The sequence below is a fragment of the Amycolatopsis roodepoortensis genome (assembly GCF_014873915.1).
Lineage (GTDB): Bacteria > Actinomycetota > Actinomycetes > Mycobacteriales > Pseudonocardiaceae > Amycolatopsis > Amycolatopsis roodepoortensis.
Genome location: NZ_JADBEJ010000001.1, coordinates 588494 through 603654 on the forward strand (window position 1 = coordinate 588494; position 15161 = coordinate 603654).

General features: G+C 71.2%; 11 protein-coding genes. 7 read left to right on the plus strand and 4 right to left on the minus strand.

The features are described 5' to 3' along the window. Positions 1 to 77: 77 nt before the first annotated feature. Entirely contained in the window at positions 78 to 914 is an 837-nt protein-coding gene (locus tag H4W30_RS02820; protein WP_192741341.1) for an SDR family oxidoreductase, read from the minus strand. A 244-nt stretch (positions 915 to 1158) separates the two neighbouring features. On the opposite strand from H4W30_RS02820, the gene ligD reads away from it, so the two are divergent. Next, positions 1159 to 3147, plus strand: coding sequence for a DNA ligase D (ligD, locus tag H4W30_RS02825; RefSeq protein WP_378233849.1), 1989 nt, complete (start codon positions 1159 to 1161; stop codon positions 3145 to 3147). A 133-nt stretch (positions 3148 to 3280) separates the two neighbouring features. Here the strand turns inward: ligD and H4W30_RS02830 are convergent, their stop codons facing one another. Continuing rightward, positions 3281 to 3937, minus strand: coding sequence for a response regulator transcription factor (locus H4W30_RS02830; protein ID WP_192741343.1), 657 nt, complete (start codon positions 3935 to 3937; stop codon positions 3281 to 3283). Positions 3938 to 4056: 119 nt separating this feature from the next. On the opposite strand from H4W30_RS02830, the gene H4W30_RS02835 reads away from it, so the two are divergent. Genes H4W30_RS02835 through H4W30_RS44445 form a run of 6 tightly spaced genes read left to right on the plus strand, consistent with a single transcriptional unit; the run spans position 4057 to position 12423 of the window. Continuing rightward, on the plus strand, positions 4057 to 4725 hold the full coding sequence (locus tag H4W30_RS02835) for a response regulator transcription factor (RefSeq protein ID WP_378233722.1): 669 nt from the start codon (positions 4057 to 4059) through the stop codon (positions 4723 to 4725). After that, complete coding sequence (locus H4W30_RS02840) at positions 4722 to 6017, plus strand: sensor histidine kinase (protein WP_318780515.1); 1296 nt, start codon at positions 4722 to 4724, stop codon at positions 6015 to 6017. Before H4W30_RS02835 ends, H4W30_RS02840 begins: the two co-directional genes overlap by 4 nt. Before the next feature lie 29 nt (positions 6018 to 6046). Then, complete coding sequence (locus H4W30_RS44440; protein WP_192741345.1) at positions 6047 to 8149, plus strand: fibronectin type III domain-containing protein; 2103 nt, start codon at positions 6047 to 6049, stop codon at positions 8147 to 8149. A gap of 22 nt (positions 8150 to 8171) precedes the next feature. Then, positions 8172 to 9125 (plus strand): AAA family ATPase, encoded by a 954-nt coding sequence (locus H4W30_RS02850; RefSeq protein ID WP_192741346.1) that lies wholly within the window; start codon positions 8172 to 8174, stop codon positions 9123 to 9125. Positions 9126 to 9130: 5 nt separating this feature from the next. Further along, positions 9131 to 10303, plus strand: a complete 1173-nt coding sequence (locus H4W30_RS02855; RefSeq protein ID WP_192741347.1) for a DUF58 domain-containing protein — start codon at positions 9131 to 9133, stop codon at positions 10301 to 10303. Then, positions 10300 to 12423, plus strand: a complete 2124-nt coding sequence (locus H4W30_RS44445) for a transglutaminase family protein (RefSeq protein WP_192741348.1) — start codon at positions 10300 to 10302, stop codon at positions 12421 to 12423. The genes H4W30_RS02855 and H4W30_RS44445 overlap by 4 nt, the downstream gene beginning before the upstream one ends. Before the next feature lie 221 nt (positions 12424 to 12644). Here H4W30_RS44445 and H4W30_RS02865 read toward each other — a convergent pair whose 3' ends face one another. Both H4W30_RS02865 and H4W30_RS02870 read right to left on the minus strand, forming a co-directional pair. Beyond that, positions 12645 to 13856 carry a serine/threonine protein kinase gene (locus H4W30_RS02865; protein ID WP_192741349.1) on the minus strand — a complete coding sequence of 404 codons (1212 nt, stop codon included), beginning with the start codon at positions 13854 to 13856 and terminating at the stop codon, positions 12645 to 12647. Positions 13857 to 13912: 56 nt separating this feature from the next. Next, positions 13913 to 15133 carry a serine/threonine protein kinase gene (locus H4W30_RS02870; protein ID WP_192741350.1) on the minus strand — a complete coding sequence of 407 codons (1221 nt, stop codon included), beginning with the start codon at positions 15131 to 15133 and terminating at the stop codon, positions 13913 to 13915. Between the last annotated feature and the right edge of the window lie 28 nt (positions 15134 to 15161).

The following is a 15161-nucleotide window of genomic DNA, read 5'->3' on the forward strand; positions in this document are numbered from 1 at the left end:
TCCCACAGGCAGGCACTTCGGGTGACCGGTACGGAGACGTCGGAGAACATCGGCCTGGAATCCCGTGCCTGACCGGGTCACGGCGAGCGCCAGTCGTGAGCGGGGTAGGCCGTCCCCGCCTGGGCGCCCATCAACATCAGGCCGCCGTCCACGACGAGTGAAGCGCCGGTGATGTAACCGGCGGCGGGCCGCGCGAGGAACGCCACCGCCGCCGCGACCTCGTCGGCGTGCCCGGTCCGGCCGAGGGGGATACCGGGCCGTTCCTGCTCGCGAGGGTCCGCGTCGGTCTGCCCGGTCATCGGGGTGGAGATCTCACCGGGCGCGACGGAGTTCACCGTGATCCCGTGTTCCGCCAGTTCCAAGGCCAGCACCTGGGTGAGCGCGCCCGCGCCCGCCTTCGCCGCGCAGTACGGCGCCGCGCCCACGCGGGGAACGTGCTCGTGGACGCTGGTGATGGTGATGATCCGGCCGCCGTGCGCGGCGTCGACCATCTGCCGCGCCGCGCGCTGGGCGCAGAGGAACACCCCGTCGAGGTCGACGTCCAGCACCTGGCGCCAGCGGTCGTAGGGCATGTCGATCGCCCGTTCGGCGCTGCCCGTTCCCGCGCAGTTGACCAGGACGTCGATTCCGCCCAGGTCCTCGGCGAAGGCGTCGATGACACTTGCCGCGCCGGGCAGTTCCGTCAGGTCGAGCCGGCGTACGTGCGCCGCCACGCCGTGTTCGCGCACCTCGGCGGCGGTGGCTTCCGCGCCGTCCGCGTCGGAGTGATAGGTGATGCCGACGTCGAGACCGTCCTTGGCGAGGGCGATGGCCACCGCGCGGCCGATCCCCGAATCGGAGCCGGTGACGACGGCCCGCCGAGGTGGTTCGGCCTCGGCAGGCAGCGGGGCGGGGGCGGCTTCATGACCGTTCACGGCTTCTCCCTGGCACGGATCTCTCCACGACTCCTCTGTCCGTACCCCGTACGTCGAGGCCGAAACGATCTCGCGGGAACCCCACGAGGTGATACCGAGCGTTGTTAGGCCGTTCGGGTTACCGTCGACGCAGGCGGTCGGACGAGTGTGTTCGCCCTGGTCCGCTCGGTGACGGGAGCTCGTGATGACGCGGAAGTCGGCAGGCGGCCGAGAGGAAGCGAGTACGCCTGAGTGGGTGGAACCGATGCTGGCCAAGCCGGACGGGGGCCGGCTGCGTGAGGGGCCGGAGTGGGCGTACGAGTACAAGCTCGACGGCTACCGGGCGTGCATGAGGATCGCCGCCGACGGCACCACGGTCCTGACCAGTCGCAACGGGATCGACTTCACCGACGAGTTCCCGTGTCTCGCCGGGGTCCTCACCGAGGCCTTGGACGGGCGGAGCGCCGTGCTGGACGGTGAGATCGTCGTCTACAACGACGCGGGACAGATCGACTTCGGGATGCTGCAGGAGCGCCGCGGCCGCTACCAGACCCATCGCGGTTCCGTTCGCCGTGAGGAGCCGTTCGAGGACGTGCCGATCCGGTTCCTGGCCTTCGACCTGCTCCGGCTCGGGGGAGTCTCCTTGCTGGGCGAGCCGTATGAGGAGCGGCGCGGTCGGCTGACGCAACTCCCGATGCCGGACCCGTTCCGGGTCGAGGTGGTGCGGGGGTTCACCTTCACCGACCTCGCCGCCGACCGCCGGACTCCCCGGCATCTGCTAGAACATGTGAAGGCCAGTGGTCACGAAGGTCTGATCGCGAAGCTCCGCACCGCCGCTTACACCCCGGGCCGCCGTAGCGACGCCTGGGCGAAACACCCGCTGATCCAGACGACCGAGGTGATCGTCTGCGGTTACCGGCCGGGACAGGGGCGTCTGCACGGAAGGATGGGCGGGCTTCTGCTGGGCGCCCACGACCCGGACACCGGTGACCTGGTCTACCTCGGCGACGTCGGCACCGGGTTCACCGAAGCCGAACGCGGCCGCCTGCAGGGCAGGCTCGACACGCTGGAGCGGAAACGGCAGCCGTTCGCGGTCGCGCCGCCCCGGGCCGACACCGCGCGGGCGCATTGGGTGGAACCGGTGCTGGTGGGCGAGGTGGTGTTCCGGCAGTTCACCCGCGGCGCCGGCCGCCTGCGGCACACCTCGTGGCGGGGGCTGCGCGAGGACAAACGCCCCGCCGAGGTCCTGGCGCCGCGACGGGAAGTGCCTTCCGTCGCCGAACCTCGAACGGGCGACCACGCGAAGGCCGAACCGGCGATCGAGGAGCCGCCCGCGGCGCCACCGGCGCGGGGAACGAAGATCACCGTCCAGGCCGGGGAGCGGCGGCTGACACTGTCCAATCTGGACAAGGTGCTGTACCCGGACGGGTTCACCAAGGGTGAGGTCATCAACTACTACTCCCGGATCGCGCCGGTCCTGCTGCCGCATCTGGAGGGCCGCCCGGTGACGTTCATCCGGTTTCCCGACGGCGTCGGCGGTGAACAGTTCTTCGAGAAGAACGTCCCGCACGGCGCACCCTCGTGGCTGCCGACCGTCCGGATCGCGCGCAGCGGCAGCCGCGGCACGGGGGAGCCGATCACGTATGCGTTGCTGGGCGAACTGGCGGCCGTGGTGTGGGCGGCGAACATGGCGGCCCTCGAACTCCACGTTCCACAATGGACAGTCGGTGCCGACGGTGCCCGCCGTCCGCCGGACCGGCTGGTGTTCGATCTCGACCCCGGGCCGGGCACCTCGATCGTGCACTGCTGCCGCGTCGCCGAGCGACTGCACGACGCCCTGGCCGAGGACGGGTTGACCCCGCTGGCGAAGACGTCCGGCTCGAAGGGCATGCAGCTCTACTGCGCCATCACCACCGGCGACCCCGCGGCGCCGTCGGCCTATGCCAAGAAACTCGCGCAACGCCTGGCCCGGGAAACGCCGGACCGGGTGACCGCCGTGATGGCCAAAGCCCAGCGGACCGGGCGGGTGTTCATCGACTGGTCCCAGAACAACCCCGCCAAGACCACGGTGGCCCCGTACTCGCTGCGCGGCCGCGACCACCCCACCGTCTCCACCCCGCTCACCTGGGACGAAGTCCGCGCCTGCCGCCGCGCGACACAGCTGGTGTTCACCGCGGACGACGTGCTCGACCGCGTCGACGAACACGGTGACCTGCTCGCCGATCTCGACGTCACACGGGCGGCACTGCCTTAGCTCGCGACCCGCCCCGCCTGAATGAACCGGCGATGAACCGGCGTCCGCCATCATCGAGACGGTTCGCGGCCGGCGACCCCAGGCTCAGGAGACAGGTGACGAGTTGCGCGGCGATGACGTCCGGACGGCGAGGTCAGCCGATGCGGTAACCGGCCCTCGGCACCGTGGTGATCAGCGGCGGCTTCAGCAGTTTCCGCCGGAGGCTCGTCAGCAGGACGTCGAGAACGTTGGACGTCGGATCGGCCACCTCGTCCCAGCCCGCCCTGATGAGCTGATCACGGGAAACCGGACGGCCCGCGTTCTCCAGCAGGCAGCGCAGCACGGCGAATTCCGTACGGGTCAGGCTCAGGAGGACCCCGTCGCGCCGGACCTCGTGCCGGCCGGTGTCGAGTTCGAGGTCCGCGGCCCGCAGCACCGACGGCAGCGGGACCCGGCCACGACGGCAGAGGCTGCGCACCCGTGCCACCATTTCCGCGATGGCGAAAGGCTTTTCGAGATAGTCGTCGCCGCCTCGCCGCAAACCGGCGACGCGCTGATCGGGATCGCCCAGCGCGGTCAGGAACAGCACGGGGGTCGTCCATCCGGTGCCCCGTTTCCGCTCGACGTAGTCCAGCGCGTCGCCGCTGGGGAGCATCCGGTCGAACACGACACAGTCGTAGGCGTTGACGAACAGGGCCTCGTCGGCGGGGCGGAGATCGCCGACGGCGTCGACGGCGAAACCGGCGGAACGCAGGGACGAGTGCACAGACGACCGGAGCGCTTCGTCGTCTTCGATGACCAGGATCCGCACACGGCCAAGGTAGCCGAGCCGCCGGACGGCCGTATCGGGGTGATCGCCCGTTCAGCGCAGCGCGGGGCGCTAATCTCCCACGGTGACCCCATGACCTCCCTCTCTGGTGCGAGGATTGGATGCCGATGAACGCGAGGGTGCTGGTCGTCGAGGACGACGAGGACATCCGGCTGGCGGTGTCCGCCGAGCTGCGCGCCGCCTCGTTCACCGTGGACGCCGCCGGTTCGCTGGCGGCCGCGGCCGCGGCGCTCGACGCGACCGGAGCGCACGACTGCGCGGTCTTCGACCGGATGCTGCCCGATGGTGACGCCATCGGCTTCGTCGACGAGCGCAGGCGGCAGGGCTGGGCCGTGCCGGTGCTGTTCCTGACCGCGCTGGATTCGAGCAGTGCCCGGATCGAGGGATTCGAACACGGCGGGGACGACTACCTGGTCAAACCCTTCGTGATGGCGGAGCTGCTGGCGCGCGTGATGAACCTGTGCCGCCGCCGGGACAGCAGGCCGCCGGTGCTGCGCCACGCCGACCTCGAAGTCGATTTCGCGCGCTGCGAGGTCCGCCGCGGAGGCGTGCTGCTCTCCTTGAGCAACCGTGAATTCGCGATCCTCGAATACCTCGCGACCCGACCCGGGATGGCGGTGTCCCGGGCGGATCTCGTCGAGCACTGCTGGGACCTCGAGAACGAGCCCACGGCCAACGTCGTCGACGCCGTCGTCAAACGGCTGCGCCGCAAACTGGGCGAGCCGGATCCGGTGGAGACGGTGCGCGGAGTCGGGTTCCGGCTCTCGTGACCGACACTTCGACCGACACCTCGACCGGGCGGCTGCGACGGCTCCGCGGTCTGCTGACGCTGCTGTTCACCGCGATGAACGCGGTCGGCCTGGTGATCCTGGCGTGGCTGCTGATCGAGGCGGACGCCGATCAGGGCAGGCAGCGGCTCGACAGCGACGTCCGCCAGGTCTCCGCGACGCTGGCCAGGCTGATCGCGGCGGACGGCGGCGCGATCGTCACCGCCTACATCGGCACCGACACGGTGAACGAGCAGTGCCCGCAGTTCGCCGTCCTCCCCGGCACCGCCCCGCGCTTCGAGCCCTACCGCGGCAAACGCGAGTGCGTCCCCGTCGACGACGCGCTGCTGAACCGGCTCGCGACCGAGGCCACCGGCACGAACCTCTCGAAGACCGGCTACGAGAAGACGGCCGCCGGCCGGTCCGTCTACGTCGCCGCCGATCCGATCAAGGACACTTCACAGCAGATCGTCGGCGCCGTCGTCGTGGTGGCCGACGCCGAGGTCGTCGACGAGCAGCACGGCGAGTGGACGCTGCTGGTGATCGGCGGCTGCGTGCTCCTGGTGCTCGGGCTCGGCGCGGCCGGATATTTCATCGCGGGACGCGCCATGCGCCCGGCGACCGCGGCGCTGGAACAGCAGAAGTCGTTGCTGGACGGGGTTTCCCAGCTGCTCGACGGCGTCGTGCACGACCTCAAGACGCCGGTGGCGGGCCTGCGGGCGCTGGCCGAGACGGCGTCGCGGAACCCGGCCGCACAGGCCGAGATGTTGCCGAGGACCATCCGGCTCGCCTCGATGATGGGCGACATCATCGATCTCTGGCCGAGCCGTGCCCGGATGACCGCCGGGGTCGAGAAACCGGCCATGGAGCCGTTGATGCTCGATCAGCTGGTCGAGATGGTCGTCGAGGACATGCCCGCCGACGGCGCGCGGATCTCGGTCACCTCCGTGCCGACCCGCGTCGAGGGCGACGCCACGTTGCTGCGGCGCGCGGTCGCGAACCTGATCGGGAACGCGGTGAACCACGGCCGCGCGCCCGGCGAGGAGGCCGACATCCAGGTCACCGTGCTCGACGGCAGGGTGATCATCGCCGACCGCGGGCCCGGCGTCGATCCGGAGGGGGCGGCGGAATTGTTCGAACGTTTCGTCAGTGGCGGGGGATCGACCGGGATCGGCCTCGCCGTCGTCAAGTGGGTCGCCGACATCCATGGCGGCACGCTGCGTCTCTACAACCGTGACGAGGGCGGGGCGATCTTCGAGCTCGCGTTGCCGATGGGGCCGGTGGACAAGCCATGACGCCGAACGAACGGGTTACCCTGCCTGATGTGATCCGTGCAGGTAAGGGGACCGCCGGGGCGCGCTGGCGGGCAAGGGCTCCGATCGCGTTGATCGTCGCGGGCTGTGTCGCGGTGGTCGGCATCGCCGTGGGCGGCGCTTCGAAACCGCTGCCCGGGCTGGACGTGGTGCCGACCGGGCACTGGATCTACAACTCCGTGCTCGGCAAGGCGTTCCACATCGACGGGGCGGGCAAGCGGGCGGACGCCGAGGTGAGCGTCCCTGGCGCGGACAAGGACAGCCAGGTCGTGCAGGGTCCGACGCAGGGATACGTCGTCGGCCCTTCGAAGAACATCGAGTTCGGCAAGTCGACCCTGTCGGTCGAAGGCAGCCATCCCGCGCCCGCTCCCGAGCGTCCGGTGACCCTTGAAGTCCGAGGCGGACCGTACGCCGTCTACCGCGCGGCCGGGACGGTGAGCCGCTTCGGCGAGCACGCCGTCACCGTCAAGGCCGGGGGGCCGTTGGGGACCCCGGTCGCGACCCCGGACGGGCGGCTTTGGCTGCACCGGCTCGACACCGGGCTGCTGTGCGAACTGGCTCCCGGTTCGGAGCGGCTGTCCTGCCCGTTCGTGGTTCCCCAGGGGCACAAGGGTTCCCTCACCGTCGTCGGCGACACCGCGATGTTCGTGGACACCACCGACGACACCGCGCGGACGGTCGCCGTCACCGGCCTCGGGGATCCGGTGAAGCTCGGCGTCGAGGTTCCGGAGACCGCGGTCGCGGCGGCGAACGACGTCGAGGGCAGGATGGCGATCCTCGACCCGCAGGGGTCGCGGCTGCATCTGGTGGACGCCGCGCCGCAGGCCAAGACCCCTCCGGTGACCGTCGGCCTCCCGCCGGGTGACTACGCGGGCGTCGCCGCCTCGCGGACCGCCGTCGCGGTGGTCGACCGCACCAGCAAGACACTGCGCACCTACGACCGCGACGGCCGGGAGCGGGACAAGAAACCGATCCCCGGCGAGGGCGGCAGGCCCCCGGTGCGCGGCCAGGACTCCAGGGTCTACGTCGACGGCGTGGACGGTTCCCACGTGCTGGTGGTGGAGCACGACGGCGCGGTGAACGAGGTCCCGGTGACCGGTGCTCCCGATCCCGCGCAGGATCCGAAACCGGTGGCTCCGCCGCCACCCCAGAACCCTCCGGACACGCGAGGACCTGTCACGCAGCCCCAGCCACCGCCCGCGCCGGCCGGTAAGCCGGACCGGCCCGTCGTGCCGCAGCCGACGAAGAAGCCGCCGCCCGTCGCGGCGAGCCCACCGGGCGCGCCGCGGTCGGTGACGGCCACGCCGGGCAACGGCTCCGCGACGGTGCGGTGGAACGCCGCGGCCGCGAACGGTGCTGCCGTGACCAACTACCGGGTCACGTGGTCCGGCGGCGAGACCACGGTCGGCGGCGGCGCACGGACGGCCACGATCAATGGGCTGACGAACGGCGCCTCGTATGTCTTCACCGTGGCCGCGATCAACCGCGCGGGAACGGGGCCCGGTGCCAGTTCCGCCCCGGTGACCCCGGCGGTACCGAAGCCGCCGAGCGCCCCCGGGAACGTCGCCGCGCAACCGCAGGGCAACGGCGGCGCGCTCATCACCTGGACACCCGCGACGGCGAACGGCTCGCCGATCACCGGCTACCGGATCTACTGGTGCCCGGACAGCGAGGGCATCAACCAGCCGCACGATCCGCCGGACTGCGGCGAGGCGACCGTGGCGGCGTCGGCGCGGCAGTACGTCGCCGACTTCCTGTTGGTGGGCACCGAACTGCGGTTCTACGTCGAGGCGATGAGCGCCGCGGGCAACGGCCCGGCGGGAGACGATCCGACGACGCCCAAGGGACGGCCGGATATCGAGGTGACGCAGCGGAACGGGATGGTGCGGCTGGTGGCCAGGACGATCACCGAGAGCTCGAACTGGAACGCCACGCTCCCCGTCGTCGTCACCGGACCCGGCGGCGTGCGCGAGGAGTTCACGATCAAGCTCACCGGCCAGCACAACACCGGCACGGACCTCTTCCGCTATCCCGGTGCCAAGGGGGACGAGGTCACCGTGTCGCTGGATCCCAACGGCTACGAGCCGATCACGAAGACGATCATCTGGAAATGACGGGCACGAAACAGGGGGCACGATGAACCAGCCGGCCGCGACCGGGGTCTACCAGGCGGTCGCCGAGAACGTGCAGCGCGTGCTGCGCGGCAAACCGGACGTCGTCCGGCTCGCGATCGCGGCTTTGCTGTCCGAGGGACACCTGCTGATCGAAGACGTTCCGGGCCTGGGGAAGACGACGCTGGCGAGGTGTCTCGCCCGCAGCATCGGCGGAAGCTGGAACCGGATCCAGTTCACGCCCGACCTGCTGCCCGGGGACGTGACCGGAGTGATGGTCTACCACCAGAACAACGAGAAGTTCGAGTTCCACCCGGGCGGGATCTTCGCCAACATCGTCCTCGCGGACGAGATCAACCGGGGCACGCCCAAGACTCAGTCCGCGTTGCTCGAAGTCATGTCGGAGCGCCGGGCGACGGTCGATTCGGTGCCGCACGAGGTGCCGCATCCGTTCCTGGTGGTCGCCACGCAGAACCCGATCGAGATGGAGGGCACCTACCGCCTGCCCGAAGCGCAGCTCGACCGGTTCATGATGCGGATCTCCGTCGGCTACCCCGATCACGACTCCGAGGTCCGGGTGCTCATGAGCGACTGCGCGCGGGTCAGCCCGGACGAGCTGGGACCGGTCGTGGACCTGGAGACCCTGCGCCGTGCCATCGACCAGGTGCGGGACGCCTACCTCGATCCCGCGATCTGTTCGTACGCGGTGCGGCTGGCTTCGGCGACGCGGGAGCACGCGGCGGTCCGGTACGGCGCGAGCCCGCGCGGGAGCATCGCCCTCGTCCGTGCGGCGCAAGGGATCGCGGCCACCGACGGCCGCAATTACGTGACGCCGGACGACATCAAGTTCATCGCGAAACCGGTGCTCGCCCACCGTCTGGTGCTCACCGCCGACGCCGAGCTCAACCAGCGGTCCGCGGCCGACGTCGTCGACGAGGCGCTGGCGGCGACGCCCGCGCCCGCGATCAACGCGGTCTGAGCCGGATGCGGCTCACGGGACGCGGGACCGGCCTGCTCGTCGCCGCCGTGCTGCTGTACGGCGCGGGCGAAGTGGCCGGATACCCACTGCTGCGCGTGCTCGCGGGAGCCGCGGTGGGCGCGTTGCTCGCCGGGGTGGCGCTGGCGATCCGGCGCCCGCGGGTCGAGGTGCGGCGCGACGTTTTCCCGGACCGCGTCGAACGCGGACGCCCGGCGATGGCCCGGCTGCTGGTCGGGAACCCGGGAACGCGGCGGCAGGCCGGGTTCACGGCGCGGGAGCACGGCGAACACGGCGCCGAACTGGCCGTCACGGTCCGCCCGCTGCCACCGGGCGGCGAGGCGACCTACCATTACGAACTGCCGACGAGGCGGCGCGGGCGATTCACGGTCGGTCCGTTGATCCTGGAGCGCGCCGATCCGCTCGGCCTGGTCCGGCGCCCGCTTCCGGCCGGTGACACCGCGACGCTGTGGGTCTACCCGAAACTGCATCCCGTGCGCGCGCTCGCGACCGGTCATCCCCGCCACCATCACGACGGGCCGACGACCGACGATTCGCTGCACGGTTCGGCGGATCTGCGGGACGTGCGCGAGTACGTCGTCGGGGACGAGGTCCGTCACCTGCACTGGAAGGCCACGGCCCGGACGGGGCAGCTGATGGTCAGGGACTACGTCGATCCCGACCACCCCCGGTTCACGCTGCTGCTCGACACGCGGGCGAAGGTGTTGTCGGAGAACGAATTCGAGGAGGCCGCCGAGCTGGCGGCGTCATTGGTGAACGCGGCGGCGACGGCCGGGCACCGCTGCCGCCTGCTCACCTCGACCGGCGAGGATCTGACGACCTTCGGCGGCGCGCAGGCGGCGAGGCGGCTGCTGGACGTGCTGTGCGAGGTCGGCCAGGACCCCGCCGCCGACCGGCCGATGATCCCGATTTCGTTGTCCCGCAAGGGAGTCCGTGGTGGTTGCCTGGTCGTCGTGACCGGCAGGGCCGGGCCGGACCTGCGCGGGCTCGCGGTCGTCCGGCCGCATTTCTCGTCGGTGTACGTGCTCGGGGTGGGTACGCACGGGCTGGGGATGGACGGGCTCGGCGTGCACGGTGTCGAGGGCGTCCCCCGCGCCCGCAGGGTCAGCGCGGCGGACGCGGCCGAGGCGGTGAACCGGTGGAACGAGCTGGTGTCGTGACCCCGCGCATCGCGGACGTCGCCGTACTCGCCGCGGCGGCGATCGGAGGACTGCTCTTCGCGCCGGTCTTCGGGGTGACCGCGCTGCTCCTGTCGATCGGCGCGGTGGTGCTGGTCGTTTACGGGGCCACCGAACTCGGCAGGCGGTTCCCGAAAGTCGTGCCGTGGCGGCCGGTGATCGCGGTACTGGCGGGGTTGCTCGCGGTGATCGAGACGGCGTTGCCGGAAACGACGGTGGCGGGGATCCCGACGGGGGAGACGCTCGCGGTGCTCGCCGCCGGGGCCGTCGACGGCTGGCAGCTGACCCTGCGGACGACCTGGCCGGCCCGGCCGGAACCGGAACTGATCTCGTTCGTGCCGCTGGCCGTCCTGGTCGCCGCCGTCCTGGGGATCGAACTGCTGCACCGGTTGCGCCGGCCACTGCTGGCGCTCGTGCCGGGGCTGCTCGTCCTCGTGCTGAGCCAGGCCTACGTCGCGGTGACCGGCGTCGCCGCGGTGGCCACGGGCATCGGCTACGCGGTGATCGCCGGACTGCTGCTGGTCGGCGGCGGGGGGATCGCGCTGCCCCGGCTGCTGAAGCTGGTCGCGCCCGCCGTGGTGCTCGGCGTCGTCGGCGCGCTCGCGCTGGCCGTGGCCGATCCGCTCGCGCGCCCCGCGTACTCCTTGAAGGACGACGAATCGGTCCCGCTGGCCGAAGAGTCCGTCACGAGCCCGCTGTCCGAGATCGCGTACCGGACCAAGAATCCGTCGCCGCAGGTGTTCCGCTACACCGGGGACACCCCGGCCTCCCGGCGCTGGCCGCTGGCCGTACTGGACGAGTTCGACGGCTCGAACTGGTTGCCCAGTGGGGGTTTCCGCCGACTGGGCGCGGAGATCCCGCCCCGTACGGGAGAACAAGTCCCGGCTGCCAGGCGCCAGGCCACGATCGAGATGTCGGCTCCGTCCGGGCCGTGGCTCCCCGGCCAGACGTCGCCCGCGTCGGTCACCGGCGTCGACGCGCTCGTCGACGAGACACGCGGAACCCTGGTCACCACGGAACCGTCACCGCCCCGGTACACCCTCGGCTGGTGGGAGCCCCAGGTCGGTCCGGAAGACCTGATCGGCGCCGGAACGGATCCCGCGCTCCCGGGTGGTCTCGGCGGTCTCGGCACGGTTCCCCCGGAGATCGGCGAACTCGCCGACCGGGTGCTGCCGCCCGACCTGCGGCCGTCGTTCCAGACCGCCGTCGCGCTGGAGCGGTACCTCGCCGGAAACCACCGGCTCGCCACGGGCGACGACCTGCCCACCGGGCACGGCTGGCCGCAGCTGCGCCGGTTCCTGATCGACGGTGACAAACGGGGCACGAGCGAGCAGTTCGCCGCCGCGTATGTGGTGCTGGCCAGACTGAAGGGAATCCCGGCGCGGCTCGTCGTCGGCTACCGCGCGCCGGAACGGGCCGAGGCCGACGGCGCGCACGTCGTCCGCAACTCCGACATCATCGCGTGGCCGGAGGTCGCCGTGGCGAGGGTGGGCTGGGTTCCTCTCGACCCGTCCGGCGCCGCCGCGCAGAGCGGGACCGCGGCCGCGAACGGGATCGCCGCCGCGGTGGCGGAGGTGCGGACCCAGCTGCCGCCGGTGCAGAAGATGGAGAACCCGCCGCTGCCACCCGGGGAATCCGAAGAGGACACCGCGTCGGGCGCGGGGAACTGGCGGACGGTGGCGATCATCGCCGCCGCCGGGCTCGTGGTCCTGTTGGTGCTGTGGGGCGCGGGCGTTCCCGGCGTGACCGCGTTCCGCGCCTGGCGGCGACGTCGCAAGGAAGGCCGGGACGCGGTGATCGGCGCCTGGGCCGAGGCCAGGGACCGGCTGCGGGCACACGGTCTCCGGGTGACCGCCGGGATGACCGTGCGGGATCTGGCCGCCTCCGCCGGCGTCTTCGGTGATCAGTCCACAGTGGACGGACTGTACTCGCTGGCGAGATCCGTCGACGCCGCGCTGTGGTCCGGGATGGCGCCGGACGTCGCCCACGAGGCCTGGGCCGCGGTGCGAACCGTCCGAAAAGGACTACGGCGCCGATCTTGGGCGGCGAGGCTGCGGGCGGCGGTCAACGTCCGGGTCCTGTTCCCACCCCGCGCCGCGTGATCGAATGGACGACACGCGTGCTTGAACGGACGACACGTGTGATCAGACGGACGACACGTGAGTCGTCCGCCCAATCACGCGTGTCGTCCGTCTGATCACTTGTGTCGTCCATCTGGTCACGCGAAACCACCGGAGAGGCGCGTTGCGAAAGCCACTTTCGCAACGTTGAAAGTTGCGAAAGTGGCTTTCGCAACCTTCAGCGGAGCTTCGCGCGGTGCGGCTCAGTGCTTGCAGACGGCGCCGCGGAGCGGCTGGAACGCGCTCTCGTAGGTGCCCTGCGGGCTGCTGCCCTGGATCTGGAAGCAGTACCGCAGGCCCGGCCGGACGTCGACCCGGCGCTGCTTGGTCCGCTGCGTCAAGATCACCTGCGGTTCCGCCCGGCCTTCCTCGGCGAGAATGATCGCGAAGTCCAGTTCGGCGTTCGCCGTCCACGACAGTTCGACGTAGGTTTCGTGGTCGACGGGCGGGGCCAGCTGGATCGCGACGCCGCTCGACGGGGGAGCGGCCGTGGGCGGCGGCGCGGAGGGAGTCTCCTCGCTGCCGGACAGGAGCCACGGAACGGCGACGGCGCCGCAGATCCCGGCCAGGACCGCGGCCGCGATGACGTATTTCCGCTTCGATGCCGCAGCTTCCGGCGGCGGCTGCTCCGGACGGGACGGCTCCAGCACCAGGATCGGTTCCGCGGGCAGGTCGAGCGGGATGCCGGCCCGGGCCGCCGTGAGTCTCCGATGCAGCTGCTTCAGCCGGGCTTCCGGGTCCTCCGGCCGGCGCTCCGGGTCTTTGGCGAGCAGTTCGCCGACGAGCGCCACGAGTTCGTCCGGGACGTCCGGCCGGGTGATGGGTGCGACGGGCTCGGTGAGCACGCGGTGGATGCGAGTACCCGGCTGCTCGCCGACGACCGTCCTGTGTGGAGGTTCGCCGGTCAGCGCGAGGTACAGGACGGCGCCGAGGCCGTAGCGGTCGGTCCGCTCGTCCATGGTCTGGTCGCGCACGGTCTCCGGGGCGGTGAACTCGAGGCCGTGCAGCGGGTCACGCGGGAACCGCCGCCGGAGCGCCACTCCGAAGTCGGCGACGACGGGTTCGCCGGTGTGCCGGATCAGGACGTTTCCGGGCGACACCGAACCGTGCACCACGCCGGCCCGGTGCGCGGCGGCCAGCACCCGCGCGACTGTTTCGCCGATGATCAGCGCGTCCTGGACCGGCAGGGGTTCGGCCAAGGTGGCGAGGGACCGGTCGCAGCGCGGCATGCGCAGCGCCGTCCGGCCGTCGGCGAGCTTGCCGATCTCGTCCACCTGCAGGATCGACGCGATTCCGGAGAGCGCGGCCTGTTCCCGTTCCAGCGCCGCCCGGGTTTCGCGGTCCAGCGAACCCGGGTACACCTTGAGCACCGTATCGCCGGGGCCGGGCACGATGGTGGCGGAGGCGCTGCTCATACGACGGCCGGATCCCCTCTCCACCGTGGACCCCTCCACGGTACAACAGGGCCGGTTCACTTCCGGCAGACCGCGCCCCGGATGGGACGCGGCGCGCTCTCCTGCACGTCACCGCCGTCGGTGATCTGGACGAGGAAGCAGTACTTCCGGCCAGGGTCGACGGGGATCTTCATCGTCCGCTGCTGGCGGACGATCGTGGTCTTGGCCTCGCCGGTGCCGTCCGCGACGACGACGGCCGAGTCGAACCCCGCCGGTGCCCGCCAGGTCAGCTCGACCATCGAGCCGTGGTCGATCGGTGCGTCCAGTTCCACCCGCGGTGCGGGTTTCGGGTTCGTGCTCGTCTTCGCCAGGCTGGGCTGTGCCTGAGCCTGAGGCACCGGTTCCGGCGAACCGGGGATGAGGAACCAGGCCGCGGTCGCGAGCACGGTGGCCGCGCCGATGGCGAGCACCGGCCAGGCGGACCTCTTGCGGGGCTCGGGTGCCGGCGCCGGTTCCGGTCCGATGGTCAGGAGCGGATATCCCTGGATCCCTCGTGACACCACGACCGGCGCTTCTTCGTCCACAGTGGACGGTTCCGGGGTCAGCGCGATGAGGATCTCTTCGACCACGGCCATCCCGGCAGGCCGGGAATCCGGGTCTTCGGCGAGGAGGTTCTCGGTGAGGGAGAGGAGATCGATCGGCGCGTCGACCCGGTGCAGCTCCGGCCGGTCCGGCCCGGGCGGCAGGCCGGTCAGCGCGAAATGGAGCACGGCGCCGAGCCCGTAGAGATCCGCGCCTTCGCCGTGGGGGCCTTCCGGGGCGAGGAAATCGCTTCCGTGGTCCGGATCCCGGACGAAAACCGGGCGCAGGGTGCGTTCGAAATCGTTGATCACGGGTTCACCCGACGCGCGGAACAGCACGTTGGCGGGGGTGAGCCTGCCGTGGACGATCCCGGCTTCGTGCGCTCTCGCGAGCGTCGACGCGATCGCGGAGCCGAGGACGAGGGTGTCCGAGACCGACAGCGGGCCGGTGCTCTCGACCAGATCGAGCAGTGACCGGGTGCAGAGTTCGCTGCGGAGCGCGCACCGGCCGTCAGGCAGTTCCTCGATGGCGCCGGGTACGAGGATCTGCCCGTCCAGCGCGGAAAGCCGCTCCAGTTCGTGTTCCAGCCGGAGGCGGGTGCGCTCGTACAGCCTGCCGGGGAACACCTTGACCGCGACGTCGCCTTCGTCCGACGGCAGGGCGAAGACGGCACCGGCCGATCCGCTGCCGAGCGCTTCCCCGTCCTCCGGTCGCATATCCGCAGAGTAATGCGGAGAACGCGAT